This is a genomic window from Algimonas porphyrae (assembly GCF_041429795.1).
GTDB lineage: Bacteria > Pseudomonadota > Alphaproteobacteria > Caulobacterales > Maricaulaceae > Litorimonas > Litorimonas porphyrae.
The window spans coordinates 1,405,396-1,430,054 of record NZ_CP163424.1 but is presented as its reverse complement, the minus strand read 5'-3'; the positions used below and the strand labels follow the sequence as shown (position 1 = coordinate 1,430,054).

Here is a 24,659-nt window from a genome sequence, read left to right as displayed (position 1 = left end):
GCTACACGCGTAGCGATCGCTACAGAATGAGTCAAGTGACCGAGAAACTGAAATATACGGACGCGCTGGCCGACTTTGTGCTCGCCCATGGGGTCAGTGCAGCGAGCCTGCGTCCCATGGCGAAAGCGGCGGGAACGTCTGACCGGATGCTGGTCTATCATTACGGGTCCAAGGCGGGTGTGATCGAGGCGGCGCTGAGGGAAATAGCGACACGCAACATGCAGGACCTGGAAGCCGCCCTGCCGCCGAAGCCTCTACCGGCGAAAGATCTGATGGCTGTTCTCGGCATGGTCGCCCAGTCCGGTCAATTCGATCCGGTCTATGCCGTGTTTTTCGAATTGGCCGCTTTGGCGCTGCGCGGTGATGAAAGTGCCAAGTCCATCGGACATGCCGTGGCGACACATTTTCTCGACTGGACCCGAGTGCGCCTGACAGAGCCCGAACGGGCCCCAGAGCTGCTGGCGGCCGTAGAAGGCTGGGGCATGCTCAACGGGCTAGGCCTCGACGTGCCATTTCCGAGCGGATAGGAGCGCGCCATGTCGCATTTGCCACCCCTGCCCTCCGTCATCATCGAACCCATCGTCCGGCGAGCGCTGGAAGAGGATTTCGGACAGTCAGGTGATCTGTCCGCCAACCTGCTTGTCCCGGCGTCGGCCAGTGGTTCACTGCTTATGCGGGCCCGCGACGCCGGTGTAATCGCCGGAATGCAGGCTGCCCAACTGACCTATCGCTGCGTCGACCCTGACATAGATTTCATCATCGAGGCCGGTGACGGAACGCTGGTCGTACCGGGAACGGTCGTCGCGCGCGTCGAGGGGCCGAGCCGCTCGCTCCTGTCTGCCGAACGTGTGGCGTTGAATTTCCTCGGTCGGATGAGCGGGATCGCGACCCTGACCGCCGCCTATGTCGAGGCCGTGGCCGGGACAGGCACGCGCATCGCCGCGACCCGAAAGACGACGCCCGGGCTGCGCGCGCTGGAAAAGCAGGCCGTTCTGGCGGGCGGAGGCTATGCGCACCGCGAAAGCCTGGCTGCGGCGATCATGATCAAGGATAATCATATCGCCCTGGCGGGCGGCATTCACGCCGCGCTGAGCACGGTCATGGAAGCGCGCGATCATATGACGACCGTCAGCGTGGAAGTGGACACAATCGCGCAGTTGAAAATCGTCCTGCCCTATCAGCCGGACGTCGTGCTGCTCGACAATATGGACCCCGTCACGCTCCGCGAGGCGCAGAACATCATTCATAGCTTCGATACGAACCGCCTGACCGTCGAGGCTTCAGGGGGCGTCAATCTCGATACGGTCCGCGGCATCGCCGAAACGGGCGTCGACATCATCAGTGTCGGCGCGCTGACCCACAGCGCACCCAATTTCGATATCGGAATGGACGCAGCCTGATCGGCCTTTGCCCGATGATCGGTCCAGCGGACCGATCAATGGCTGTGCCGCGAATGCAGTGAGCGGATGAGCGCGAAGCGCTCACCCAATACCTCCTCTACCCGCGATCAGGCAGTGTTTCCTCGCCTTCGCGAACCGCTTTGTAATATTTCCAGCTTGTCATATTGTCACGCGGATCGGACACAGGTGGCGGAGCGACATAGTCCGGATAATGCATGTCGATTTCGGCCTTCATCGTGTCCGACAGATCATCGAAGCTGTCGAGTTTGAGTCCAGCCGTATGCATGTAGATAATGCCTTCGCGGCCATTCATCTTCATCCATGGCAGCCAGTCGCTCATCCGCGCCCAACCGACGGCGATCGGTGCCGTATGTGTTGACGGATCTGTCAGCTCATCGACGCGGCCCAGGAAGTTGAACATTTCCGTAGCGTGATATGTGCCACCGATTTCCGGCTGATAATCGGACGCCAGCGGGTTCGGATACCAGAGCGGGAAGGTCGAATTCATCTGGAAATGATTGCCGTAAATGTCGCCGCGGAAAGCGCCCGGACTTCCGTCGCGGCCCATCATGTAGCTGGTGAAGTTCACCGGATCGTTGGCGACATGCATGACCTCGAGCTCTTCGTCGGTCCATGGATTGGTCCAGGTCTTGAGAACTTCGCCCGTATCCTTGTCCTTATAGAGCAGAATTTCACGGCTCACGAGCTTGTAGCCCATGCCGCGATCGGCATCGTTGACCGTGCCGCACTGACGGATGTTCATGCCCTCGACATCGAACAGATGCACATCGCGTTCGCCCATCCGGCGGGAATAGGCCTGGCCATGCCAGTAATAGGTGACTGGCTGTTCATCGATCACTGAACACTGAACCTTCCGGTTCGCCATCATGACACCTTGCGGAGATTCCAGATCGATCCGTCCGTCCTTCAACGCGCCTTGCGGGAAGGTCATCGTTTGAGCGGAGGCCATGCCCCCAAAAGCCACTGCAATCGCAGCGCCGAGCAATAATGTTTTCATGTCAGTTTCCACTTCCGGTCTTCAGGTTGATATTGGGGATGATGGTGGCATCGCCAGCCGTGCAGGACACTTGCAGCCAGCGCGTATTGATAGCGAGCCGTTCTGCGGATGGGTCCGTCCAGGTATAGCTGGGTGCATAATCCGCATCGTCGCCGCGATAGGTGTAGAGAACCAGCGAGTCCCGGTTGATACCGGTCGGCCATTGCACATTTCGGATCCGGAAACCGACCCGTTCATGCTCATCGGTCGCGTCGATCCAGACACGCCCGCCCTGATCATGCAGGACAAGATCATTATAGAAGGCGTAGGTGCCGTCCGCCTTGCGCGGGCTGGCCCAGCATTTGAAGGCGCGCGCTCGCAGCATGTGAAACGGATTGTCCGGCATGCCGAACTGAAAACCCTGGGCGTCCGCCACGACCATGCCGCCACAACCCTCTCCACGAAAGCTGTTGAATTCGCGCGAAAATATGCGCTCGCAATCCACTTCGCCGTCCCGATATTCACGGGAGAGAATTTGACCGTCCTCGACGCGATATTCCAGCCGCGCTTCGGTCTGGCGGCCCGTGCTGGATGTCGTCGTGGCCTTGAAGCCGTCGCCATCCTTTTCGATCTTGAGAGTCAGACGCGGCAGGCGCCTGTCTTCGGCCATGTCCAGATTGCTCTGAAAATAGACCTGTTCTTCGTTCGTATAGAAACCGGGCAGGATCTGCTTCATCTCACGCAGATCGCGCTCGGCGATGCGGGTGTCGGCATCCTTGTCTTGCGCAGCCACGGGCGCGCTCATGAGGAGCGTCAAAACAACGGGAATCAAGCGGTTCATAATTTCGGAGCCTCCACGATCACGACCTGAACATCGGCGATATCGTCACGCAGTTTCTTCGCGTCTGCATAGTCCGGGCTGTTCCAGAAGCGCTTGGCTGTCTCGCGGTCCGGCCATTCGGAGATCACCATGCTGGCTCCGTCACCGAAATCGCCTTCCAGCGCTTCCGCGCCTTGCGCCATGAGGATATATCGCCCGCCAAACTGGCCCACCAATTCACGCGCGCGCGCGCCATATCCCGACAGAAATCGGTCTCTGTCATGGATGTGACAGGTCACGATCATATAGCAGCGCGTATCGCTCATTCAGTCCCCGAACAGATCATCTGGACAGCTTCACCGATTGCGGCGGCCATCTCTCTGGCATGAGCTTCGAACACGGGCGCGCTCACGTCCATGCGTTCTGTCAAAGACACGTCGATTGCCGAAGCTGCCGCCCGACTGGGCTCAAGCAGACCGGACCGGGTCGCGATGATACGCACAGGGCAAGGCAGGTTCGCCAGACCGGCATGCGGATCATAAGCAAATGCAGCCCGGAAGGCGTCGGACTGATGCGCGCCGGATCGCAGCGTTTCAACCCATAGATGAAACGCCCGGAGCTCGCTGACGCTTTCATGGCGTCCGTCCACTGCCTTGACGTAACTCCCCCGGACAGGTGTCGGCAGCCGCGTTCCCGGCAGCTTCCGGGCGTAGGCCGCACGCGTCTGCGCGTCGAACCAAGGAATATCGATCATGACGATGCCCGATACGTCCGACCGCCTGGCAATTTCCGCAGCGACAAGATTGCCAGTATGGAAGCCGACCAGCACAGCGTCGTTCGGCACATGTGGAGCGATCGCCGCCGCATAGGCCTCGATCGCCGGCTCGCCCTGCCGGTCCGAACCGCCATATCCCGGATAATCGACCGCGATCATTTTCAGATCATGCAGATGCGGGATCAGCGCTTCGAAATAGGCCCCGCTATGGGGAGCGGGCGGCAGGAACAGGCACGGTTGACCCGTGCCGTGGATGCGGGCGTGGATTTGCGCGCCGGATGGACCGAAATAGCTACGCATGGGATGCGTCCTGACGCAACAGCGCGGCCCTGTAATGGCGCAGGGTGAAGGCCGACAGGACAATGACGGGCAGACCGAAGGCCAGCGGATATATTGCCATCGCGTAGCGAAGCCCGTCCCCGGCAAAGAACGCATCGTTCAGCCAGCCGATAAAAGGCGGGCTGAGCGCGCCGCCGATGAAGCTGATGAAAAAATAATAGATCGCCACGACCACGCCGCGAACGTCGCCCGGCACGATGGCCAGCAACGCATTAACGCCTGTCGCACTGACCAGGCCGATCCCGACCGTGGTAGTGCAGAACATCAGAAACGCCAGAATGCCCGTTGGCAGGATGGGCGCGATCGCAGCGGACGGGATCATAATGAAAAGGCCCAATATCGCCAGTTTCAACGGGGCTGTCCGATCGCCAGCCGAAACGCGCTTATCCGACAGACGCCCGGCAATGACATAGGTGACGGGGCTGATCGCCAAGATGGAAAGCCCGTTGAACAGCGCATAGGTGGACGTATCCCAGCCCCAGGTCCGGCTGAACATGGCAGCGTTGAAAAACTGCCCATAGGCAATCGCGACCATGCACATGAAGATCGGGACGAAGGTAAAAAACGCGGCAGCATTGGCGCCAATCCAGCGAAAGGCATCGCCCAGTGATGCACCCTCGCGCGGGCTACTCTCAATCCGGCGGGGTTCGCGCAGAAACAGGAAGACAATCGCGATCAGAAAGCCCGGCGCGCCGACCACGATGAAGATGAACTGCCAAGTTTCGACCGAGCCGATCAGCGGCAGCGTCACATCGCCGACAGTGCGGGCCCAGCGCAACACACCGGCAGACAGCAAATTGGCCAATGCCGCCCCGATGACCAGCGCCATGGAATAGACGGCAATTGGCAAACCGCGCCGTTCCTTGGGGAAACTGTCGCCGATCATGGAAAAGGCGGCCGGGCTGAGCACGGCTTCCCCCACGCCCACTGTGGCACGCGCCGCAAACAGGGTCAGAAACGACTTGGCCGTCCCGGTCCAGACCGTTGCCGCCGACCAGACGGCAATGCCGATTGCGACCAGCTTCGTCCGGTTGGCCCGGTCGACCAGAAAACCCAGAGGTACAGCCGCCAAAGCATAGATCCATGTAAAGGCTGAGGCGAGAAAGCCCATCTGCGTGTCCGTTGCGCCCGTGCTGTCCTTGATCGGATCGATCAGCAGGCCGAGAATATAGCGGTCGAGAAAGCTGGAAATATAAGCGATCGTCAGGAAAGCGATGAGCGTCCAGGCATAGCGCGGCGTCGGGTAGCCATCGTCGGGCTTGGCCGGAATCGTCACGCTCATGGCGCATCCTTCCTGATGAGATAGAGCACGACGAGGTTCCCGTCGAAATCGACAATGCCGTATTCGACGCCTTCGCGTCCGTCCTTGGTGATCAGATGATCTTCCCGGTAGACGCGCAAACCAAGTTGCCTGGACGCGGCGACGGCCTGATCGATGTCGCGTGCTTCCAGCACGATGCCGGCACGGCGCGGCGTCACGCCTGATGGCGATAGTCCCGGCACTTCGGTCAGGGCCATGACGTTGGGCTGATCCGCCGTCCGAAGCACGCAGAAACGCATCGCCGGACCGCGCGCGATTTCGAACACATCGTAACTATAGCTGTCAGGATCACTGTCCTTGACGAACACGACCTCGAAGCCGAGCACGTCGCGATAGAAAGTCAGTGCGCGATCAATATCTGCGACGAGGAAGTTGGCACGCTGAAACCGGATTCTGGGTTTAGTCATGCCGTCACCCTCACACAGCGTGTCCCGACATTCTTGCCATCATAGACGCCAATCAGCGCTTCTGGCATTTTGTCGAACCCGATCAGTTCGTCGACCAGCGGTTTTAGCGTTCCCGCGCGGATCATGCTGGACAGGGTGCAAACCGTCTCGTCGAAGCGGTGCAGATGATTATAGACGAAATAGCCCCGCATATCGGCTTCGGCCCGGCGCAGTCGCGTATAGTTGGTCAGCCCGAAACTTTCCGCCCGGCCATATTCGCTGATCGAGCCGCAGAGCAGGACCCGCGCGCCCATGGCGAGCCGGTCGAGCGCCGCCATCAGGATTTCTCCGCCGACATTATCGTAGTAGATATCCAGCCCGTCAGGAGCGTGGCTATCGATGGCGACGCCGACATCCTCATTCTTGTAATCGATTACTGCATCGGCGCCGAGACCTCTGACGATGGCGCATTTTTCCGGCCCGCCGGCCAAGCCGATCACGCACAACCCGTCCGCCTTGGCCAGTTGTACGATCATATGACCGACGCCGCCTGCAGCACCGCTGACGAGCAGAGTTTCGCCCGGTTTCGGGTCACAACGATAACGATAGGAAGTATAGGCCGTCAGCCCCGTCATGGAGAGGATACGGACGGCGAGCGCGTAGGACAGATCATGCTCCGTGACGCGCAGGAACCGCTCTCCCGCCGTCATGGCCGAAATCTTGTGGGTCTGCCAGCCGAGTTGGCCCTGCACGACATCGCCCACGGCATAGTCGGGGTGGCGACTTTCCAGCACACGCGCGACGCCGCGACCATGAATTGTATCGCCAATGTCGAGCGGCGCTTCGCCAGTGACGATGCCTGCCTTGGCCGCATCCATCATATACATTCGCATCACCGGTGCGATGCCGAGATAGAGCGTTTCCAGCAGCACCTCACCTGCCTCGATCGCCCGGATCGGCTCTTCCTTGAACAGAAAATCGTCCGGCTTGGGCTTGCCGACCGGGCGTTGCGCAACGCCCCAGGCCTGCCTTCGACTAGGCCGGGTCAATGCGCGTCACCTGATTGCATTCGAAGAAATGGCCGTCATCGTCCCAGAGATTGGTCGAGAGGAAGTGCTTGGTTTCCCCCCTGGCACCTTTCGTCGACCATTCGCGCGGTTCGCCGCGCAGCTTGAAGCCGTGTTCGACCGCACGGTCGTAAATCCCCTGCGCATCATCAGCGACGACGACGAAGACGGGTTTGCCATATCCCAGATCGAAATTCACCTCCGGCACCGCGACGGGTGGCTCCGCAAATTCCATCAGGCCAATCATACCGATTTCGTCATGCTGGAACTTGACGATGCAAAGACGGAGTTCATCACCTTTCTTGCCGATGGGCAGCCCTTCGCCCGACAGGGTAAAGGGCGTGTCGAACCAGATGTCGGCCTTCAGCACATCCCGGTAAAAGGTAAGCGCGCGCTCCATATTGCGCACCATCAGCGTGGTGCGCTTGACGTAACTACCCATGTTTGACCCTTCCTATGGCAAGTATGATCAACCCGAGCGCCCAGCTGCCCCATTTTTCGACCACATCCGCACCCGGGCCCGGAATGTTGTAGGCGATGACAGCCGCGACAAAGCCCACGATTACGGCGCAGAACACGGCGCCGCCCCGCACGCGCCAGCCCAGACAGCGCGTCAGAATGGCGGGCCCGAAAGCGGCACCCAGTGCAACCCAGCTGAACAGTACGCGGGTGAAAATATCTTTCGGCGCGAAGAGCGTAAGCCCGACCGCGAAGAGTGCGACCGCCACCATGGCCAGCCGCCCCATCAGCAGCGCGCGCTTCGGCGTGCCCCAGCGCAGACCGCTATCGTGACTGACCGCCGACGCCGCCGCGAGCAGCAGACTATCGACTGTAGACATGACGGCGGACAGAACGGCTGCGATCACCACCCCGGCTATGGCGGCAGGCAGATAGGCGCTGGCAGCGGCGAAGAACAAGCTCTCCCCACCCGTATCGAGAGACATGGCCCGCCCGGACAGCGCCAGCACAACCAGACCACTATAGATGAGAACGCCCCAGCCAATCGTGATTGCTGCGCCGCGAACGCGTTCCGTCTGCGACCGCACGGCCATGATCCGGTTAAGCAGCTGCGGCTGTCCCAGCGCGCCGAGTCCCGTGCCAAGCAGACCCATCGCCATGCCGATTCCGGCCATGCCGAAGGCAGAGCCGGTCAGGCTGAAGTAGGACTGAGGCTCGTTGGCCCGGAGCGCGTCCATTACAGCGCCGAGACCGCCTGCCGCGCTGAGAGCCGCGATCGGCACGATGATACAGGCCAGCACCATGACGCCCGCCTGCAGCGCATCCGTAATCGACGCCGCCAGAAAACCACCCAGCAGGCAGTATATCAGGATCACAGCGGCACCGAGCAAGATCGCTTCCGTCGCGCTCATCCCGAACACTTCGGTCAAGGCGTTCCCGGCGGCTTGGAACTGAGCCGCAATGTAGAAGACGAAACAGAACAGGATCAGCCCCGCCGCGAGGAGCCCGATCAGACGGGCCCATCGGTCTGCATCGGTGACGAGGAAGTCGATGACGGTTATGTGGCCGCGTTCACGCGTTTCCGCATTCAGGCGCGGGCCCATCACCAACCAGGTCAGGACATATCCGCCGAAAATCCCCGGGACGAGCCAGAGGGCAACGAGGCCTTGCGTGAACACCATGCCCGTAAAACCCAGCAGCACCCAGGCGCTCGACGTCGACGCCGCATAGGACAAGCCCGCCGTCCACGCCCCGAGTCCCTGCCCCGCAAGGAAAAAATCGCCCTCGCTGTCGACCCGACGGCTGGCCCAGAAGCCGATGCCCAGCAACAAAAGCTTATAGGCGACCAGCGTCGCAATGATGATGGAATTCCCCTCCATAACCTGTCCTCCTAGGCGGACGGGTAGCGCGTCATTTGATCAAAGTCAGGCCCGCATATGCCCGTCCCGGGCATTTACTTCCGGAGCCTTGCGAGGCCTTGTCCGATACCGATGGAGGCCCCGGCAAGAAATGCCGGGGACAAAACCTTTTATGTCCAAAGCCAAACGCGTTCCGCGTCTCGATCAGCACACATGGCTCGTCACCTGCCTGGATGGACCAGAAACCCCGCCGCTACGTAACGAACATCTGTTCGGCCATCTGGACCATATCGAAGCCAACAATGCCGATTACCGGGTCGCCGGACCGATCCGTGAAACGCCCGACGGGCCGATCATCGGCAGTATCTTCCTCATTCCCGCCGACAGCGCGGACGCGGCGATCAGTAAGATGGAAGGCGACCCCTATATCAGCTCCGGCATGTATGCCTCGATCACGGCCGTCCACTTCGCCCCGGCTTGCGGCGACTGGATGGGCGGAGTCATCTGGGATCAGGATGAGATCCGTGCGAATATGGCGAAGTATACTTAAATAGGCCGTTTCTACCTTCCAAAGTATCTCTCGCCGCCCCTAGCAGTCTTTGACAAACATCGTGAAAAGGCCGACCGTCACGACATGAAATGGTTTGCGTTCATCACGGCTCTGATAGCCTTCAGCCCGGCGAGTTTTTTGGCAAATGTTCTCGTCGATGCAGAAGGCACATGGGGAACAATCGTCATCAATGAAACAGGCGACGTGGTGACCGAGGATTATGTCTGCGACGGTGAGCCGATCCGCATCGAAATCGACTCTTCGGCGAAGCGCCTGACGAGCTATCGCAACGTATCGGAAAAAACCCACGCGGATATCATCGCCCATGGCGAAAACTGGCTAACCTTGAAATATGATGGGGAAGAGCGGACCATGTCTAATGGCGAGCCCCAAATCTGGACGCTCTTCATGGCCAATGCGGACAGCTTTGTCTGGGTTCGGCAGGACTGGATCGAGGACGGACGAATCGCCAACCACACATCGCCCAGACACCGCTGCACGCCAGCGATGAGCTAACGGCTGATTCAGATCACGCCATTTTTCGCTAGCCGCTCGATCACCGCATCCTGTCGCCTCTTGTAGAAATCCTTGCCGGGTGCTTCGTCTCCATCGCCGAGTGATCCGCTCGGGTGCATAGCCATTCCGGTGAACATCTGCGCGTAGAGCGCCATGGGCTGGCGGGCGAGCATATTGTCCATCCCATTGCGGCGGCGGCGATCGCGAAGCGCGCGGATATCGACGTCGGCGCAGGCGGTGATGGTTTCGCCTGTCGGCACTTCAGCCAGGATGATGCCGCGATCATCCACGATCTGACTGCGGCCATCCGTCGACTCAGGCGTTAGCGCCGTCCCGGTGATGGCCGCGCTATTGGCGGAGATGACATAGCATTGATTTTCCTGCGCCCGGGCGAGCTTGGCGACGTTCTTGTACGTCATCTGCGTCGATGCGGCCTCGCTCGTCGGATGCAGAATGACTTCGGCCCCATTCGCAGCCAGAATGCGCGAAATCTCCGGATAACGGATTTCTTCGCTGGCCAGCGCGGCCAGCCGTCCCAGCGGCGTATCGACCACGGGAAACCAGTCCTGCAGCGGATAATGCTCCAGATAGGCCTCCATCACATCATAGGGCGACGGCGCGTACATGCTGATCAGACGGCGATAGCGCAGGATGATGTCACCCGATGGGGCGGTAATGGTGCTGGCCTGAAAATAGAGTTCGGGGAAATTCGGGTCGCGTTCATAGAGGTTCGCCCCGATATGCATGCCGCTCTTTTGCGCCAGCGTTCCGATCGCTTCATAGGTGGCCCCGTCCATCTCGACACAGGCTTTGTCGCGCCATTCCGCTGCGCTTTCGCCAGCCGGGAAACTGGTCAGGAAATATTCCGGCATGCAGACCAGTTTCAGGCTTTCGCCATGGAAAGCGCGGGCACTCATTACCTGTCCCGTCATCCGGCCAAGGCTGGCTTTCATGATAGCGCGGGCCTCCGCCCTGTCGCTCGCCCGGTTCACGGCGGCGCATTCGGTTTGCAGAGCGAGAGCTTTATAGAGTTCCATGAAGGCTCACCTATCCTTGCGGGTTTGTCTCGATTTGCGTTGCGTCATACAGCAAACGCGCTGACGCAATAGGATTCCCGCATGAGCATGTCCCGTACCCTGTCTGTCATCAACCCGCGAACGGGGGAGACCGACTATAAAATCACGGCGGTTGATGCGCAGGGTGTTGCCAAGGTCGCAGACCGCCTGCGGGCCGCACAGCCCGATTGGCGCGCGCAAGGGATCGATGCGCGCGGCGATGCGCTTCGATCCCTTGCGGATGCACTGGACGATGGAGCCAAGTCCGTCATGGACGCACTGGAAATCGATACGGGGCGACGGCGTCTGGCTCAGTCCGAAGTGCAAGGCGTCATCGGTATGCTGCGCGGCTGGGCGGCGCTGGCCCCCACGCTTCTGCCGGAGCCGGACTGGGTGCAGGGACGCGCCAAACCTAATTTCAAACATCAGACCGACTATGTCCCCTATCAGCTGACGGGCGTCATCAGCCCGTGGAACTTCCCGATCACCCTGTCCTTCATCGACGCGGTGCAGGCCTTGATGGCCGGGTCCTGTGTGCTGATCAAACCGTCCGAAGTGACGCCGCGCTTTGCTGATGCGCTGCTGCCCATCATCGCTCAAGCCGGACTGTCCGATATCATCGCTTTCGTTCAGGGCGACGGTGCGACCGGGGCTGCACTCATCCCCAATGTGGACTGTGTCTGCTTCACGGGCAGCGTTGCCACGGGACGGAAAGTGGCCTTGGCAGCCGCCGAGAATCTGATCCCGGCCAACCTCGAACTCGGTGGGAAAGATCCGCTGATTATCACGCCATCCGCCGACATGGACAGGGCAACCAGCCTGGCTTTGCGTGCCTCTGTTCTGGCGACAGGGCAGGCCTGTCAGAGTATTGAACGCGTTTATGTTCCGACAAACGATTACGAGAGCTTTGTTAAACAAATCTCTGATAAAGCTCATGATATTAGTTTCAATTATCCCGATATAAGTTTCGGTGATATCGGTCCTTTCATCTTTTATAAGCAAGCCGCCATCGCCTCTGCCCAGATCGAGGACGCGAAATCCAAGGGCGCGACTGTGTTGAGTGGCGGCGTCGTCGAACGCCATGGCGGTGGCTACTGGATGGCCCCGACGGTCATTCGGGACGTCACCCACGACATGGATATCATGCGCGAGGAGACGTTCGGTCCGGTCATTCCGGTCATGGCCTATGACACGATCAAGGACGCTATTGCCCTCGCCAACGACACGGCTTTCGGCCTGTCCGGGGCGGTCTTTGCCGGGTCCATCGAAGAGGCCCACACGATCGGCCGACAGATCGACGCTGGTGCGATCAGCCTGATGGACGGCGCACTGACCGGGCAATATTTCGAAGCGCCGAAACAGAGCTTCAAGGCGTCCGGCCTGGGCGGGTCGCGCATGGGGGCGGACGGTTTTCGTCGCTTCTTTCGGCAGAAGGCCTATATCGCTAACACGACCTGCCCGCTGACGATCAAGGACTTCTCGGAAGATGGATAATCTGAAAACAGAGATTGATGACGGGATTGCCCGGCTGACTTTGTCGCAACCGGCGCGTCGTAATGCGCTGACGGCCGCCATGTGGGCTGCGCTGCCGGACGTTCTTGCGAAGCTGGAAGAGGCAAGTCCGCGCGTCCTGATCGTGCAAGGCGACGGTGATCACTTCGCCGCCGGGGCGGACATTAGCGAATTCGAAACGCTCTATGCGACAGCGGAGTCAGCCGCCAAAATCAGTGCCGACATTCAGGCCGCCTTTGATACGTTGGCCGCGTTTCCGAGTCCCACGATCGCGTCCATTCGTGGGGCCTGCGTCGGAGGCGGTGCCGGCATGGCGCTGTGTTGCGACATTCGAATGGCCGACAGCACAGCCAAATTTGCTATCACCCCGGCCAAACTCGGCCTCGTCTATCCCTTTGGCGACATTGCGCGCCTGATCGATGCCGTCGGCGTGGCCAACGCCAAGGACATGTTGCTGTCCGCACGGATCATCATGGCCAAACCGGCCCGCAAAATGGGCCTGATCCACCAGGTCCATAGTGTCGACACGCTCGAAACCGAAGTCATGGCCTATGCGCAAGGGCTGACACGTCTGTCGCCCGAAAGCCTGCGCGTGACCAAATCGATGATTGCCGCCTATCAGGACGGTCAACGTACGGACTCCGACACAACACGCGCGCAATTCCTCGCAGGCTTCAGCAGTGACGATTTTGGCGAAGGTTTCCGCGCCTTCCTGCAAAAAAGACGTCCTGAGTTCTAGGCCCCAGAGTTCTCATCCCGAGAGTTCTCAGCCCCAGATATCTCGGAAACACCAGTTGAATGGGCAGCATCAGAACTTCATGGACGGAAGTTAATCGTCTGGACATTGGGACGAAGACCCACCTCTGGTATATATTACAGTATAACATACCAATGACTGCGGCTGTTGACTTGTGTCTCATCGACACTCCGGTCACGCGTTCAGCACTCACGAATGGGGACATATCATGATCCGTACAGGAAGCCTGATCCTTGTCGCGACGAGCTTGGGAGCCTGCATGGGCGATCCCGTCCTTGCCGAGCCTGGCGGGATTCAGAACCTGCCTGTCGGCGAGCGACCACGCGGCATATCCATCGACGACTTCAACAATGATGGCCGCATGGACATCGCGGTCGCCAATGCCGACAGCGATACAGTCACGATCCTGCTGCAAGGCGATGATAGCGGACAGTTCATCCGCCAGGACTATGACGCCGGCAATGAACCTTCGGACATTGAGACGGGTGACTTCGACCGGGACGGGGACATGGACGCCGCCATCGCCAATCACGAAACGTCCTCCGTGACGGTCCTGCTCAATGATGGCGTCGGTCGTTTCTCGCCCGCCCCCGGATCACCCTATGAAACGGAGGCGGAGCCGCATCTGCACGGTCTTGCCGTCGGCGATTTCGATGACGACGGATGGCTCGACATCGCCGCCGATAGTTCCGACACGGATGCGGTGGTGATGCTGCGCGGCAGTTCGGAAGGCTTCACGCTGGTCGATCCGCTGGTCGCAGGTCGCTTTCCCTATTACCGTATCGATAGCCTGCCAACCGCAAGTGGATCCGACATCCTGGTTCCCAGCCCACGGGCACACCGCGTCAGCAGGATTGCTCCGCGACAGGTGACCGCACAACAACCCGCCCTTATCGGTGACGCCGAGGGTGCCATGATGGTCATATCTGCGAATTTGAACGGCGACGACAGAGCCGACGTGGTTGCAGTCATGAATGGTGCGGTCATCATGTGGGCAGCGGAAGACAGCGGCTTTTCGGTCCTTCCTGACATGCCCGTGCCATTCGACACGCCGACCGAAATTGCTGCGGGCGACATTGATGGCGACGGCCGAGACGAAGTGGTTGTCGGCCTGTGGGACGATGACCGCATTCACATCCTGTCTTCCGAGGGCACGTCACTGGGGGCCGTCCGTGCCTGCTACAGACCAGCCGCGCTCGCCGTCGCCGACCTAAATGGCGACGCACGAGCCGAGATCGCCGCCGGATGCTGGAATGACGAAAAGATCATGATTTTCGACGCTGCTGACATCCTGCTGGACTAGAGTCGCGGAGAATTCCTAGGACTGATTGAGTCTGGAAAATTCTGAAGCTTCGCTAACCTTCCGATAGGGCAAAGGACGCTCCACTTGGGTCGGACAGTACGGCGTAGCGCAGGGTTCCGGCCTTGTGAGGCCCGGAAATAATCGTACCGCCTTCCGCTTTCGCTTCGGCCAACGCGGCATCCAGCGACGGGACCGGGAAATAGGTCAGCCAGACAGGCGGCAGATCGGCATTGCCACCACGCGCATGACAGAGCCCACCGAGCGTTTCGCCGGACCCATTGGTCAAATTATAGTCGGAATAGTCGCCCATACTGACAGGAACAGGCTTTCCGCCAAAGATCGCCTCGTAGAATGCAAGATTTCGGTCCGGCTCGGCGATGGTCAGATCATGCCAAGTTGGCCGCGCATCGCTGATCGGTTGTCGCTCATAGTGCCCTTCGAAGACGGTCATGTCCGGGCCTTTGGGGATGGTGATCACCATGCGACTGATCAGCCGATCCGCTGTGGAATAATCGGCGATCTGCGTCTGTATCATGCCGTCGCCGTCCGTTCGCGACAGGGTCAAGACGGCGCCGTCTTGCGTGCCGTGAAATGTCTGAAAGGAGCCGTTTAACGGGATCCAGACCATCGTCACAGCCCCATCCGGTCCGAACCGGTAGACGGTTTCACACTGCATTCCGACCGCTTCCGACATGTCCTGAGAGTAGCTGGATCGTAGCCCGGCACCCGCCAGAACCGGTTCGGCATCAAACCGCCCCGTCGCAGCAAGGCTCGTCCCGGCCGCCGGGTCCATCGTGATCGTTTCCGGTCCGGACCAGCGGCCTGTCATCGCGGCAATCAGCTGTTCCTGTGTCATGATGCTTCTCCTTCGCAGCACTGTACGGGCAAAACGCAATCCATATTCCAGTGGGCCATGTCGGACGGTCTTGGATCGTCGAAATAGATCTCCATGGCGGGACCGGACGCCGGTTCCCATGGGCTGTCCGGCAGAAAGACGCGGCCCAGATAGTCCCAGGCCGATGAGAATTCCGCCAGGCCACCCTGACACGACAATACGGCGGCCTGTGTTTCTGGTAGGTCGCGGATCACGACCCCGGCATGACCGTGGATCTCAGGGTCAACAGGGTGAGCCAGCTCAAAGCGGAACACGTCTCCGGGCGAGTCGTAATGGCTGTCATAGCTTAAGCCCATCATCATGCGCTCAGGCCGTCGCTGGTCCCGGTCGCACAGCCAGCGCTCGAACCGATCCCAGCCAGTGCGCAAATTCTGGGCCTGATCGGCCTGAGGCACGGCATATATGGCAACGGTCTGTCTGGGCCGATGTTCGATCCGAACGGAGCCGGGCGGCGCTAATAGATCGGGAGCAGCTTTCATGACCGCATTGTCGCACGCCGGATCCTGTTCCGCTTGACGATTCCTCTCATTATCGCCGAGGCCGTTCAGCGGTGCGACCCGGTCCCATTCCCGCGGCGCTGTGCCAAAAGCGCGGCGGAATGAGCGGCTGAAATCAGAACTTTCCGAATAGCCCGCCTCCAGAGCGATCTGCGTCAGGGTCCAGTTCTGATGAGCGCGCATCAGACCGCAGGCCTTTTCGAGCCGGACACGCCTGACGAATGCGCCGAAAGTTTCGCCGTATCTGTGCAGAAAAAGCGTGTGCAGACGGGATGCGGAATAGCCGGCTTCCTTCGCCACGGCCTCCAATGTGATCAGGCGACGGGGGTCCTTGCGCACAAGCATGTAGGCGCGTTCGGCAGCGGCCAAGGCCCGGTCTTTGGTTCTCGACATGCAGGCAGAAAACCAGCTTTCGCCGACGGCGACAAGTCCGGTCTAGAGCGCGTCGTAAAACCGTCTGACTGTCGCGACGAGATCCGCTTCGCGACCCCTCGGCCCGACGATCTGCGCACTGACAGGCAGGCCGCGTCGGTCCCTGCCAATCGGAAAGGCGATGGCCGGGCGGTCGGAGAGATTGGCGAAGGCTGTGAAATCGGCCTGATTGGCCGGCACGGGATCACCGAACCGGAACGCTGTCTGCGGGGCTGTCGGCATCAGAATGAAATCAGGATAGTCAGCGGAACGCAGCGCGTCGACATGCGCATAGGCCGCCTCGATACGGTCTTGTGGAAGGTCCCGCCCATATTCGAGCATGCCCCGGAAAAAGTCCGAGAACCCGTCGGGCTTGGTCTGCAGCCGGGACCGATGCGCCGCGTAACCTTCGACTTCGGACAGGATCAGACCAGCCCGGCGAGACCGGCCATAGGCGTAAGGCGCGATGTCCGTCGACGGGAGTCCTGTCGCGACTTTTGCAAATGACTCCGCAATGAACGGCTCCACCTCCACCGCATCGCCCCAGTCCAGCGCCACGATGTCTCCCGCGGTTCCACCCGACAGATCCGCCTCCACGATGACCTGCATCACGTCCACACAGGTTTGTAGTGAGGCGGCATGAACCCCGACCGTGTCGAGCGTATGAGACAGCGGGACGACGCCTTCCATCATCGCGTCAGAATGGCTCGGCTTGAAGCCCCATAATCCGCAATAGGCTGACGGAATGCGCACACTGCCCATCGTGTCCGTACCGAGCGCAGCTTCGACGAAGCCCGCCGCCACAGCCGCAGAACTGCCGCCGGAGCTTCCGCCGGGTGTGTAACCATCCTTGAGCGGATTGATCGTCTTGCCGAACCAGGGATTATCCGTCTGCGCGCCGAGCGCGCCTTCTTCCATATTCAGGGTTCCGACCAGCAAGGCACCAGCAGCCTTCAATCGCTTCACCACACGGGCATCGTCATCCGCTTTTCGGGACGCGTAAGCCTTGATGCCTGCATGCCAGAACTTACCTTCAACGGCGATATTGGCCTTAACGCCAATAGGCATGCCGTCGATTTGAGATAGAGGCCGACCCTCTTCGGCCCGCATATCGCTGTCGGCCATTTCAGGTATGGCGAGGTCATTATAGGCATCGATGACCGCATTGATGCGATCATTTTCCGCCTTCATCGCTTCGTAGCATGACTCCAGACGGGACTGGGCGGTCACGTGATCAGTCAAACCGCGTGTCCACAAGCCGGATCGGCTTTTGCCGGACATCGACCTGGGTCACGTCGCTGGTTGTCCCCATGGGGACAAGCTTCACGCCCATGCCGAGACCCAGCTTGCTCTTCAACAGCGCTTCGAAGCGCTGCTCCAGATCAGGTGTCACGGGAATTTTCGTTTCCGCCACGACGATCATCTCGTCGCGCCCGGTCGCATCCCGCTCCGCCTTGCAATAGAACTCACCGCCAAACGCCTCGATCTCTTCCATCAGGGGACCAATCGCCTGCGGGAAGATATTAATGCCGCGTAGCTTCACCATATTATCTGATCGCCCCAGAAACCCTTCGATCCGGGTCAGCTCAAACCCCAGCGAACTCTTACCCGGACGTACGGCTGTGACGTCATGGGTATTGAAGCGGATAATCGGATAGACATCGTCCTTGAACAGGCAGGTCACGACCATATCGCCCGTTTGCCCGTCCCTGACCGGCGCACCCGTATCGATGTCGCAGACTTCGAGATAATGTGCGTCTTCCAGAACATAGAGTCCGTCCTGATCAGGCCCCTCGCCCGCAATCGCGCCCGTATCGCCGACGCCGTACCAGTCATAGCATTCAGCCCCGCCCCACATTTCGGAGACGCTGTTCTTATCCTCGCGGCCCATATGCCCTGAAATCGTCCGGATCGGGATGTCCTTGCCTGGTTCCAATCCCTGCTCACGGGCAACCTTGGCCAGTTTCTTGATGTAGTCGGCGAACCCGACGACTGCGGTCGAGCGGAAATCTGCCATCATTTGAACCTGCTTGACCGAGCGCGTCTCGACCCCGGTCCCTGCGGACAAGAAAATCGCCTGCGTCCAGTGCGTCACCGCTTCGCGGACATAATGCCCGCCATTGATCGGACCGTGGCCATAGACGGAATGGACGATATCGCCCTGCCCGATACCCTGCAGCGTATAGAGACGGGCCAGCAAAAGATTTTGCACTTCGCGGGATTTCGGTCCGAAAACAAGGACTTGCGGCTTACCAGTCGTCCCGGACGTCGTATGAACCTTGACCGGGGGACGTTTATCCGCCGCATAGGTTTCAAGCCCGGTCAAGTCCCCCAACGGTGGATCGCGCTCAATACTGGCCATGATGTCCGACTTGTCGAACATTGGCAGCTTTTCAATGTCCTTCAGCCCGTCAATGTCGCCGGGTTCGATCCCCTGATCGCCCCAGAGTTTCTGGTAAAACGGCGTTTTCCAGGCCAGGACCAGCATCCGCCGAAACAATCGGTCCTGATGCGCGAACAGCGCGTCACGGCTCGTATTCCTGGCAAAATCGATGAAGCCCTCACCGATCGGGTGATCCGCCCGAATGGCATCGGGATCGACATAGTCGAAATAGGTCGCACTCACGTGATTATCCCTCCCGCCAAGCTGAAAAGCTCGCGCACATCGTCGAACCGTTCCAGATCGTCCACACTCGCGATAAGCCTGTCAGCCACCTCATCTGCCTTGTCATCGCTCAAGCCGAAGCGAACACAGTTCCGAAATTTTGCGATGTGCTGCTCTCGCGACAGCGGATCTGCCGGCGACCCGAACAGTTTCGCCGTCAGCGCAATGCGCTCAGAGCCATCTTTCAGCTGTGCGACCGCGGTCTGCGGGACGAATTCCGCCGGGTCCTCAATATGATTGGTCGTCACAGAGACACGCCCTGCCAGCGCCAGGAGCTCAGGATCATTCAGGCTTTCAGTCGTGAAATCAGACAGGCCTACGGTCCCACGATTTAGCGTCACAGCCGCCAGATAGGGAAAGCACAGACGCGCATAATTCGGGCTCATTCCGGCATGCGCAGGACGAGCCACCAGTCGCGGAATAATGGGCGGAGCCTGTAATTCCAGGGTTTCGAGCGTGTCCGGGGTTACGCCCTGTTCCATCAGTCGCTGGACCAGGGGAATGCCGCCCTGCGCCGCCCGGCCTGTTGGAAACGGTTTCCAACTGACCTCCGTGATCCGGTGCAATTTACCCAGCGCTTCGGCGGCGGATGCCAGGTCGACTTCGTCTTCGAACATGGCAAAATAACCAAACGGGCCTTCCAGAGACTGTTCGGGGCCATGCAGTCCCGATTGTGCCAGATCGCATGCGACAACCGCTGCGCGCGCTGCGCCCGCAATCTGCACCGGCAAAGTCGGTTTACCTTCGACATGGGCCTGCATCACGCCGGCACACTGCGCGAGGGCGCAACCCATGGCAGACAGGGACGTGGCTTCGTCGAACCCGCGCAGACGGGCGATTCCCAGTGTCGCCCCGAACAGACCCGCCGTGGCCGGGCGGAAAAATTTCAGCGGACTTTTCACCGCAACACCCAGTTCCGCCGCCACATCGACAGCCACGATCAGGGCTTCCATCAGTTCGAAGCCGGATGTCTGACCGCGGGCTTCGACCTCGGAGCCGATCGCGGCAAGGATAGTCGCCATCGGGTGGACAACCGCCGGTTCGTGGACGCAATCATACTCCATGGAGTGAATCTGAAAGCCGTTCAGATAGGCTGCGCTGGCTTGCGGAGCTGTCGTTTCGTGCCCCCAAAGGTGAACCGGACCGCCCTCACCCCAGCTTCGCACCACCGCGTGAACGCTCGACTGGAAAGGCGCTTTCGCGCCGGCAATCCCGACTCCCAGACTATCGAGAAGAAAAGTTTTAGCCGCATCATAAGCCGAATCCGAGAAGACGGACTGATTGAGCGCATATCGCGCGAAGATCGGTGAGATTGAGGTCATGTCGTCCTTCTATCCGATCTTATGGAAGCCGGGCGCAATAGGTTGCCAAAATCCGGTCGAGCGCCGCATCGATCAACGGGTCTGGATCATCCATGCCGCCATGGCGCATTAAGCCAAAGGCCTTCTGCCGGATCTGGTCGTATCGCATCGGCACTTCGGGATCTCCTAATGCGTCCGTCGCGATCCAGACCTGTCCCCCGATTTCAATACTTGCACCATAGTGGGCCGGATAGGCCTCGTTGAAATTGCGACTCTCCTCAACCCTAACACGGGTTCGTGTCGCGGCATGGCTGGCGATCGCGTCCGGTTCGAAATCATTCAATGTCGGCGAACGACCCGTCAGGGCCACGGCGACACTCTGTTGCAGACTGAACTTGGCTTCGATCACGCTACTGGGCTCAGGGCGGTCGCAAAACTTGATCGCGTCGGCATAGGTCCGCAGCAGCACCTCCCCGCCATCATCGTCGGCTTTGAGCGCCGCATCAATGGCTGGATGAGCGTGACGGCAAGCTGGATAAGGTTTCAGCGAGGTTTCATGCAGCAGCCAGCCTTCATGCGCGAACATGACATCTTTGGGGTCTGCGCCCGGGCAAAGTGCAGCGAAGAAACCTTGTTCCCCTTCCAGAATAGTCCGGGGACCCTGAAAGCCCTGCGCCGACAATAATGCGGACTGCACACCGACTTGCGCCGCATGGCCGGCGTGCAGCTGTTTGGCCATGGAATCGGTTTCGTGACGGGTCTGCCAGAGACCCGCAGATTGGGTCCCGGCAAGGCCCAGCGCGCTGACCAGGTCGCTGCCCTTCAACAGATAGCACGCCGATGCAGCTGCGCCGAACGGCCCGCAAGTCGCCGTATTGTGCCAGAACGCATAATGCCCCGGCCCGACCGCGCGACCGATGCGGATCGCCGCCTCGTAGCCCACCACAATCGCGTCCAGACAATCGTCCATCGATGCACCAACATGCTCCGCCATCGCCAAGGCCGCAGGGATGACGGTCGGCGCGGCGTGTAGAACAGCGCGCTTGTCGACATCGTCCATCTCCAGAACATTGCCGAGGCAGCCATTATGCAGGGCAGCCATTTGCGGTGAGGCCGGGTTTGCGCCGATACGCGTACAGCGCCCGATTTCGTCAGGGAATGCCGCCGCGATTTTTTGTCCGGCTGGCTCCGAACGCCCAGCCACCGCGCATCCTGTCCAGTCAAGCAGCAACAAGGCCGCACGTGCGCGATCCTCTTGGCCAATCGGGCGCGCGAGCAATGTCGCCAGCGACTGGGTCACGGTCTTCATATCGGCTAGTCCGCGTGGTCGAAACGAATGCGCGCGCCATCCGGCGCGACCAGCACCAGACCCTTATCCGGGATCACGGTCGCCCCGGCGCTTTCGAGGCGATCGAAAATCGGGCGCGTATGCGGGACATCATAAATGACCTCCGTAAGACCGACCGCGTCATTCGTGCAGCTCTTTGTGAAGTCGCGACCTTTCAGCCCCGCCTCCTGTCCCATGATTTCGATCATCTCGAACCGTCCCGTCTCCATGCCATCTAGCGGTGAGACGATCGAGGCGCGATAGGGAACGGTCGTTGTCAACGCGACCGGAATGCCCAGCGGCATCAGTTCGGGTTCCGGCGACAGATATGGCTCGCCGTGATAGAATGTTGCGAAGTTCAACTGCTGCGTAAACATGGCGAAGGTCGCATCGCGATCACTGGCCATCTGCATGATGTTGAACGGTATTCCGATACGGTCAAAGTCGGGATAACCGTCGGGCAATGGCGTCGTCAGACGTTCGTAAAGTTGCACCTGCATGCCTGTTTTCTGATGGGTCAGAACAACGACATTGAGCTTGGACGGGCCAAACTCGAGATAAGCGACAGGGGTTTTCGGCAACCACCCCAAGGCCTCCGCATCTGCAACAATCGACGGAACATTTTTCGCTCGCATCATGAGGGACCAGTAGCAGCCCGGCTCCCAGCTCTTTGCATCCGCCGCTCGCGCCATCGGAGCGCTCGCCGGCATCTTGTCCAGAACGATGCGGGGACCAACCCCGTCCTTTCGCAAGGTGAGCTTTGTCCCGTCCCGATCGATGACGGTGTATCCGCCAATGTCCGTGAACAGACGGGCAAAATCTGCAGGATCATAGGTTCCGATCCGGACGGCATCCCAAGGCTGGGATACGACGGGTCCACTCTCCGGGGGCGCTTGCACCGCCTCCAGGTCCGGAAGGACATTCTGGACGGGTTCAGGGTCTGTTGTGCAGCCACCGAGCGCCACCAAGCCTGCCATGCTCGTCAGCAATAAGCGTGTCAGTAGACCCATGGCCTGTCCTTCCGGTCTCTTGTCAGAAACGCCTCGATGGCTGGCTGATGTTGGAGTGTTTGCGCGATCGCGTCGAGTCCTTCGACAAGACGCCGCTTGGCTGCCGCATCGATCGCGAACGGGTGACCACTGACCGTTTGCGCGGGCAGATCGATATGGATGCGGTGCGGCAGCTGATCGATCACAGGTTCCTCTAACATGATCGGCAGAAGACCGTTGCCGATCATATTGCCCCAGAAAATCTCACCGAAGCTGGGGGCGATGACGGCACGTATGCCATATTCCTTCAGCGCCCAGACGGCATGTTCTCGGGAACTTCCGCATCCGAAATTCGAACCGCCCAGCAGGATTGTCGCCTCGGCAAAGTCAGGTTGGTTCAGGACAAAGTCCGGATTGGGTGTCCGACCGTCCAGATAACGCTGCCCAGCAAACAGACCCTTGGCCAGTCCGGTCTTGGAGACGGATTTCATTTCACGCGACGGAATGATCTGGTCCGTGTCGATATTGTCCCGGCGCAGTGGCGCAGCAATGCCGTCATGGGTGATGAAGGGCGTATTCATGGCGCGGCGATCCGTCCGGCAATGGCACTGGCCGCAACCACGGCTGGGCTGGCCAGATGCGTCCTGACTCCGGGCCCCTGCCGCCCTTCGAAGTTCCGGTTGGTGGAACTGATGACCCGCGTGCCCGGCGCAAAGGTCCGCCCCCCGGCATAAAAACAGAAGGCGCAGCCCGCTTCGCCCCACTCAAATCCGGCAGCCCGGAAAATGCGGTCGATCCCTTCCATCTCGGCCTGTCGCCGCACGGCCATCGAACCCGGCACACAGATCGCCGTGACCCCGTCTGCCACACGTTGCCCGCGCAATATGTCAGCCGCAGCCCGCAGGTCGCTGATCCGCGCATTGGTGCAGGAGCCGATAAAGGCCCCGCCAATTGGCAAACCGAGAAGCGGCGTCCCGGACTCCACATTCATATAGTCCGAATGACCCGTTGTGCCGTCTAGCCGCCCGGCCTGACCCGGCGACGTTCCCCATGTGAGCGTATGTCCGATCAAACGGGCATCGAACACATGCTCATGATCGAAGCTGGCGTCCTTGTCGGTCATCAGAGTCCGCCAGATCGACACGGCCCGGTCCCACTGATCGTCCTCTGGGGCATAGCGGCGACCCTTCAGATAGGCGAATGTCACATCATCCGGCGCGATGATCGCCGTAAACGCCGCCATTTCGACAGCCATATTGCAGAGCGTCAGACGCGCTTCAACGTCGAGGGCTTCGATCGCATCGCCACAAAATTCGACGGCGCAGCGCTTCGCCCCGTCCGCGCCCAGCGTGCCAATAATATGCAGGATGAGGTCCTTGGCCGTTATGCCATCCGCCAACCTGCCGTCGACGCGGATGCGCGTTTGCGGCGGTTGCTTGAGGCGCAGCGTCCCTGTCGCCATCGCATGTTCGGCGTCGGTCGATCCGATGCCCCAGGCCGCTGCACCGAGCGCGCCCTGACTGCAGGTGTGACTATCCGGACAGACCAGCGTGAGGCCAGGCTGAGCAATGCCGAGCTCCGGCGAAATGACGTGAACGATACCCTGATCCGCACTGTCCACATCGATCAGCTGGATCCCGGTCTTGGCCGCAGCCGAACGCGTCGCAGTGATGAAGACGTCGCCGCCCGGTGTGCGCGCATCATTCCGCCCTCGCCCCTCTTCCGTACTGACGATATGGTCCATGGTGCAGAAAACACGATCGGGATCGATCGGCATGCGCCCTGATGCGAGCAGGCTTTCCAACGCAACCGAGCCCGTACGTTCATGCAGAAAGACGCGATCGACCGCGATCAGGTCCTCGCCAGATGGCAAAGTGGTGACGCGGTGCGCGTCCCAGATTTTATCGAAAAGCGTCTTCGCCATACGCTATAGATAAGGCAGCCGCGCCAAAACGCGAC

Annotated in this window: 26 protein-coding genes; 7 read left to right on the top strand and 19 right to left on the bottom strand. The window is 60.2% G+C overall.

Features of this window, described 5'->3' with window-relative positions; translation table 11 throughout:
* Positions 1–26: 26 nt before the first annotated feature.
* Complete coding sequence (locus tag AB6B39_RS06930) at positions 27–527, top strand: TetR/AcrR family transcriptional regulator (RefSeq protein ID WP_371398730.1); 501 nt, start codon at positions 27–29, stop codon at positions 525–527.
* A 9-nt stretch (positions 528–536) separates the two neighbouring features.
* A complete protein-coding gene (nadC, locus tag AB6B39_RS06925) occupies positions 537–1,400 on the top strand; it encodes a carboxylating nicotinate-nucleotide diphosphorylase (protein WP_284369352.1) in 864 nt (287 codons plus the stop codon).
* A gap of 97 nt (positions 1,401–1,497) precedes the next feature.
* Here nadC and AB6B39_RS06920 read toward each other — a convergent pair whose 3' ends face one another.
* From AB6B39_RS06920 to AB6B39_RS06880, 9 genes are read right to left on the bottom strand one after another with little or no spacing between them, the layout of a single operon-like run.
* Positions 1,498–2,418, bottom strand: a complete 921-nt coding sequence (locus tag AB6B39_RS06920) for a DUF1838 family protein (RefSeq protein WP_284369354.1) — start codon at positions 2,416–2,418, stop codon at positions 1,498–1,500.
* A 1-nt stretch (position 2,419) separates the two neighbouring features.
* Positions 2,420–3,202: a hypothetical protein gene (locus AB6B39_RS06915; RefSeq protein ID WP_284369356.1), complete on the bottom strand. Its 783-nt coding sequence runs from the start codon at positions 3,200–3,202 to the stop codon at positions 2,420–2,422.
* 32 nt (positions 3,203–3,234) lie between these two features.
* A complete protein-coding gene (locus tag AB6B39_RS06910) occupies positions 3,235–3,543 on the bottom strand; it encodes a DUF1330 domain-containing protein (RefSeq protein ID WP_284369358.1) in 309 nt (102 codons plus the stop codon).
* Positions 3,540–4,292: an alpha/beta fold hydrolase gene (locus tag AB6B39_RS06905; RefSeq protein WP_284369360.1), complete on the bottom strand. Its 753-nt coding sequence runs from the start codon at positions 4,290–4,292 to the stop codon at positions 3,540–3,542. The genes AB6B39_RS06910 and AB6B39_RS06905 overlap by 4 nt, the downstream gene beginning before the upstream one ends.
* Positions 4,285–5,613, bottom strand: a complete 1,329-nt coding sequence (locus AB6B39_RS06900; protein WP_284369362.1) for an MFS transporter — start codon at positions 5,611–5,613, stop codon at positions 4,285–4,287. Before AB6B39_RS06900 ends, AB6B39_RS06905 begins: the two co-directional genes overlap by 8 nt.
* Positions 5,610–6,059: a VOC family protein gene (locus AB6B39_RS06895; protein WP_284369364.1), complete on the bottom strand. Its 450-nt coding sequence runs from the start codon at positions 6,057–6,059 to the stop codon at positions 5,610–5,612. Before AB6B39_RS06895 ends, AB6B39_RS06900 begins: the two co-directional genes overlap by 4 nt.
* Complete coding sequence (locus tag AB6B39_RS06890; protein WP_284369366.1) at positions 6,056–7,087, bottom strand: MDR family NADP-dependent oxidoreductase; 1,032 nt, start codon at positions 7,085–7,087, stop codon at positions 6,056–6,058. Before AB6B39_RS06890 ends, AB6B39_RS06895 begins: the two co-directional genes overlap by 4 nt.
* Positions 7,074–7,547: a VOC family protein gene (locus tag AB6B39_RS06885; RefSeq protein WP_284369368.1), complete on the bottom strand. Its 474-nt coding sequence runs from the start codon at positions 7,545–7,547 to the stop codon at positions 7,074–7,076. The genes AB6B39_RS06890 and AB6B39_RS06885 overlap by 14 nt, the downstream gene beginning before the upstream one ends.
* Positions 7,540–8,943 carry a sodium/proline symporter gene (locus tag AB6B39_RS06880; RefSeq protein WP_284369370.1) on the bottom strand — a complete coding sequence of 468 codons (1,404 nt, stop codon included), beginning with the start codon at positions 8,941–8,943 and terminating at the stop codon, positions 7,540–7,542. Before AB6B39_RS06880 ends, AB6B39_RS06885 begins: the two co-directional genes overlap by 8 nt.
* Before the next feature lie 151 nt (positions 8,944–9,094).
* On the opposite strand from AB6B39_RS06880, the gene AB6B39_RS06875 reads away from it, so the two are divergent.
* Both AB6B39_RS06875 and AB6B39_RS06870 read left to right on the top strand, forming a co-directional pair.
* Positions 9,095–9,472 carry a YciI family protein gene (locus tag AB6B39_RS06875; RefSeq protein ID WP_284369372.1) on the top strand — a complete coding sequence of 126 codons (378 nt, stop codon included), beginning with the start codon at positions 9,095–9,097 and terminating at the stop codon, positions 9,470–9,472.
* 84 nt (positions 9,473–9,556) lie between these two features.
* Entirely contained in the window at positions 9,557–9,988 is a 432-nt protein-coding gene (locus AB6B39_RS06870) for a hypothetical protein (RefSeq protein ID WP_371398729.1), read from the top strand.
* 8 nt (positions 9,989–9,996) lie between these two features.
* On the opposite strand, the gene AB6B39_RS06865 is transcribed toward AB6B39_RS06870, so the two are convergent.
* Positions 9,997–11,025, bottom strand: a complete 1,029-nt coding sequence (locus AB6B39_RS06865) for a nitrilase-related carbon-nitrogen hydrolase (RefSeq protein ID WP_284369376.1) — start codon at positions 11,023–11,025, stop codon at positions 9,997–9,999.
* Between the two features lie 81 nt (positions 11,026–11,106).
* Here AB6B39_RS06865 and AB6B39_RS06860 point away from each other — a divergent pair, with 81 nt between their 5' ends.
* The 3 genes from AB6B39_RS06860 to AB6B39_RS06850 all read left to right on the top strand — a co-directional run bounded on the left by AB6B39_RS06860 (position 11,107) and on the right by AB6B39_RS06850 (position 14,615).
* Positions 11,107–12,537, top strand: a complete 1,431-nt coding sequence (locus AB6B39_RS06860) for an aldehyde dehydrogenase family protein (RefSeq protein WP_284369378.1) — start codon at positions 11,107–11,109, stop codon at positions 12,535–12,537.
* Positions 12,530–13,294 carry an enoyl-CoA hydratase/isomerase family protein gene (locus AB6B39_RS06855; protein ID WP_284369379.1) on the top strand — a complete coding sequence of 255 codons (765 nt, stop codon included), beginning with the start codon at positions 12,530–12,532 and terminating at the stop codon, positions 13,292–13,294. Before AB6B39_RS06860 ends, AB6B39_RS06855 begins: the two co-directional genes overlap by 8 nt.
* Before the next feature lie 226 nt (positions 13,295–13,520).
* On the top strand, positions 13,521–14,615 hold the full coding sequence (locus tag AB6B39_RS06850) for an FG-GAP repeat domain-containing protein (RefSeq protein WP_284369380.1): 1,095 nt from the start codon (positions 13,521–13,523) through the stop codon (positions 14,613–14,615).
* A gap of 52 nt (positions 14,616–14,667) precedes the next feature.
* Here the strand turns inward: AB6B39_RS06850 and AB6B39_RS06845 are convergent, their stop codons facing one another.
* Genes AB6B39_RS06845 through AB6B39_RS06805 form a run of 9 tightly spaced genes read right to left on the bottom strand, consistent with a single transcriptional unit; the run spans position 14,668 to position 24,624 of the window.
* A complete protein-coding gene (locus tag AB6B39_RS06845) occupies positions 14,668–15,471 on the bottom strand; it encodes a VOC family protein (RefSeq protein WP_284369381.1) in 804 nt (267 codons plus the stop codon).
* Positions 15,468–16,400 (bottom strand): AraC family transcriptional regulator, encoded by a 933-nt coding sequence (locus AB6B39_RS06840; protein WP_284369382.1) that lies wholly within the window; start codon positions 16,398–16,400, stop codon positions 15,468–15,470. The genes AB6B39_RS06845 and AB6B39_RS06840 overlap by 4 nt, the downstream gene beginning before the upstream one ends.
* Before the next feature lie 42 nt (positions 16,401–16,442).
* Positions 16,443–17,648 carry an amidase gene (locus tag AB6B39_RS06835; RefSeq protein WP_284369383.1) on the bottom strand — a complete coding sequence of 402 codons (1,206 nt, stop codon included), beginning with the start codon at positions 17,646–17,648 and terminating at the stop codon, positions 16,443–16,445.
* Between the two features lie 4 nt (positions 17,649–17,652).
* Positions 17,653–19,044, bottom strand: a complete 1,392-nt coding sequence (locus AB6B39_RS06830) for a phenylacetate--CoA ligase family protein (RefSeq protein ID WP_284369385.1) — start codon at positions 19,042–19,044, stop codon at positions 17,653–17,655.
* On the bottom strand, positions 19,041–20,405 hold the full coding sequence (locus AB6B39_RS06825) for an MmgE/PrpD family protein (RefSeq protein WP_284369386.1): 1,365 nt from the start codon (positions 20,403–20,405) through the stop codon (positions 19,041–19,043). The genes AB6B39_RS06830 and AB6B39_RS06825 overlap by 4 nt, the downstream gene beginning before the upstream one ends.
* A 19-nt stretch (positions 20,406–20,424) precedes the next feature.
* Positions 20,425–21,693, bottom strand: coding sequence for an MmgE/PrpD family protein (locus AB6B39_RS06820; protein ID WP_284369388.1), 1,269 nt, complete (start codon positions 21,691–21,693; stop codon positions 20,425–20,427).
* 5 nt (positions 21,694–21,698) lie between these two features.
* A complete protein-coding gene (locus AB6B39_RS06815) occupies positions 21,699–22,721 on the bottom strand; it encodes a hypothetical protein (protein WP_284369391.1) in 1,023 nt (340 codons plus the stop codon).
* Positions 22,709–23,281, bottom strand: a complete 573-nt coding sequence (leuD, locus tag AB6B39_RS06810) for a 3-isopropylmalate dehydratase small subunit (RefSeq protein ID WP_284369393.1) — start codon at positions 23,279–23,281, stop codon at positions 22,709–22,711. Before leuD ends, AB6B39_RS06815 begins: the two co-directional genes overlap by 13 nt.
* Positions 23,278–24,624, bottom strand: a complete 1,347-nt coding sequence (locus tag AB6B39_RS06805) for a 3-isopropylmalate dehydratase large subunit (RefSeq protein ID WP_284369395.1) — start codon at positions 24,622–24,624, stop codon at positions 23,278–23,280. Before AB6B39_RS06805 ends, leuD begins: the two co-directional genes overlap by 4 nt.
* Between the last annotated feature and the right edge of the window lie 35 nt (positions 24,625–24,659).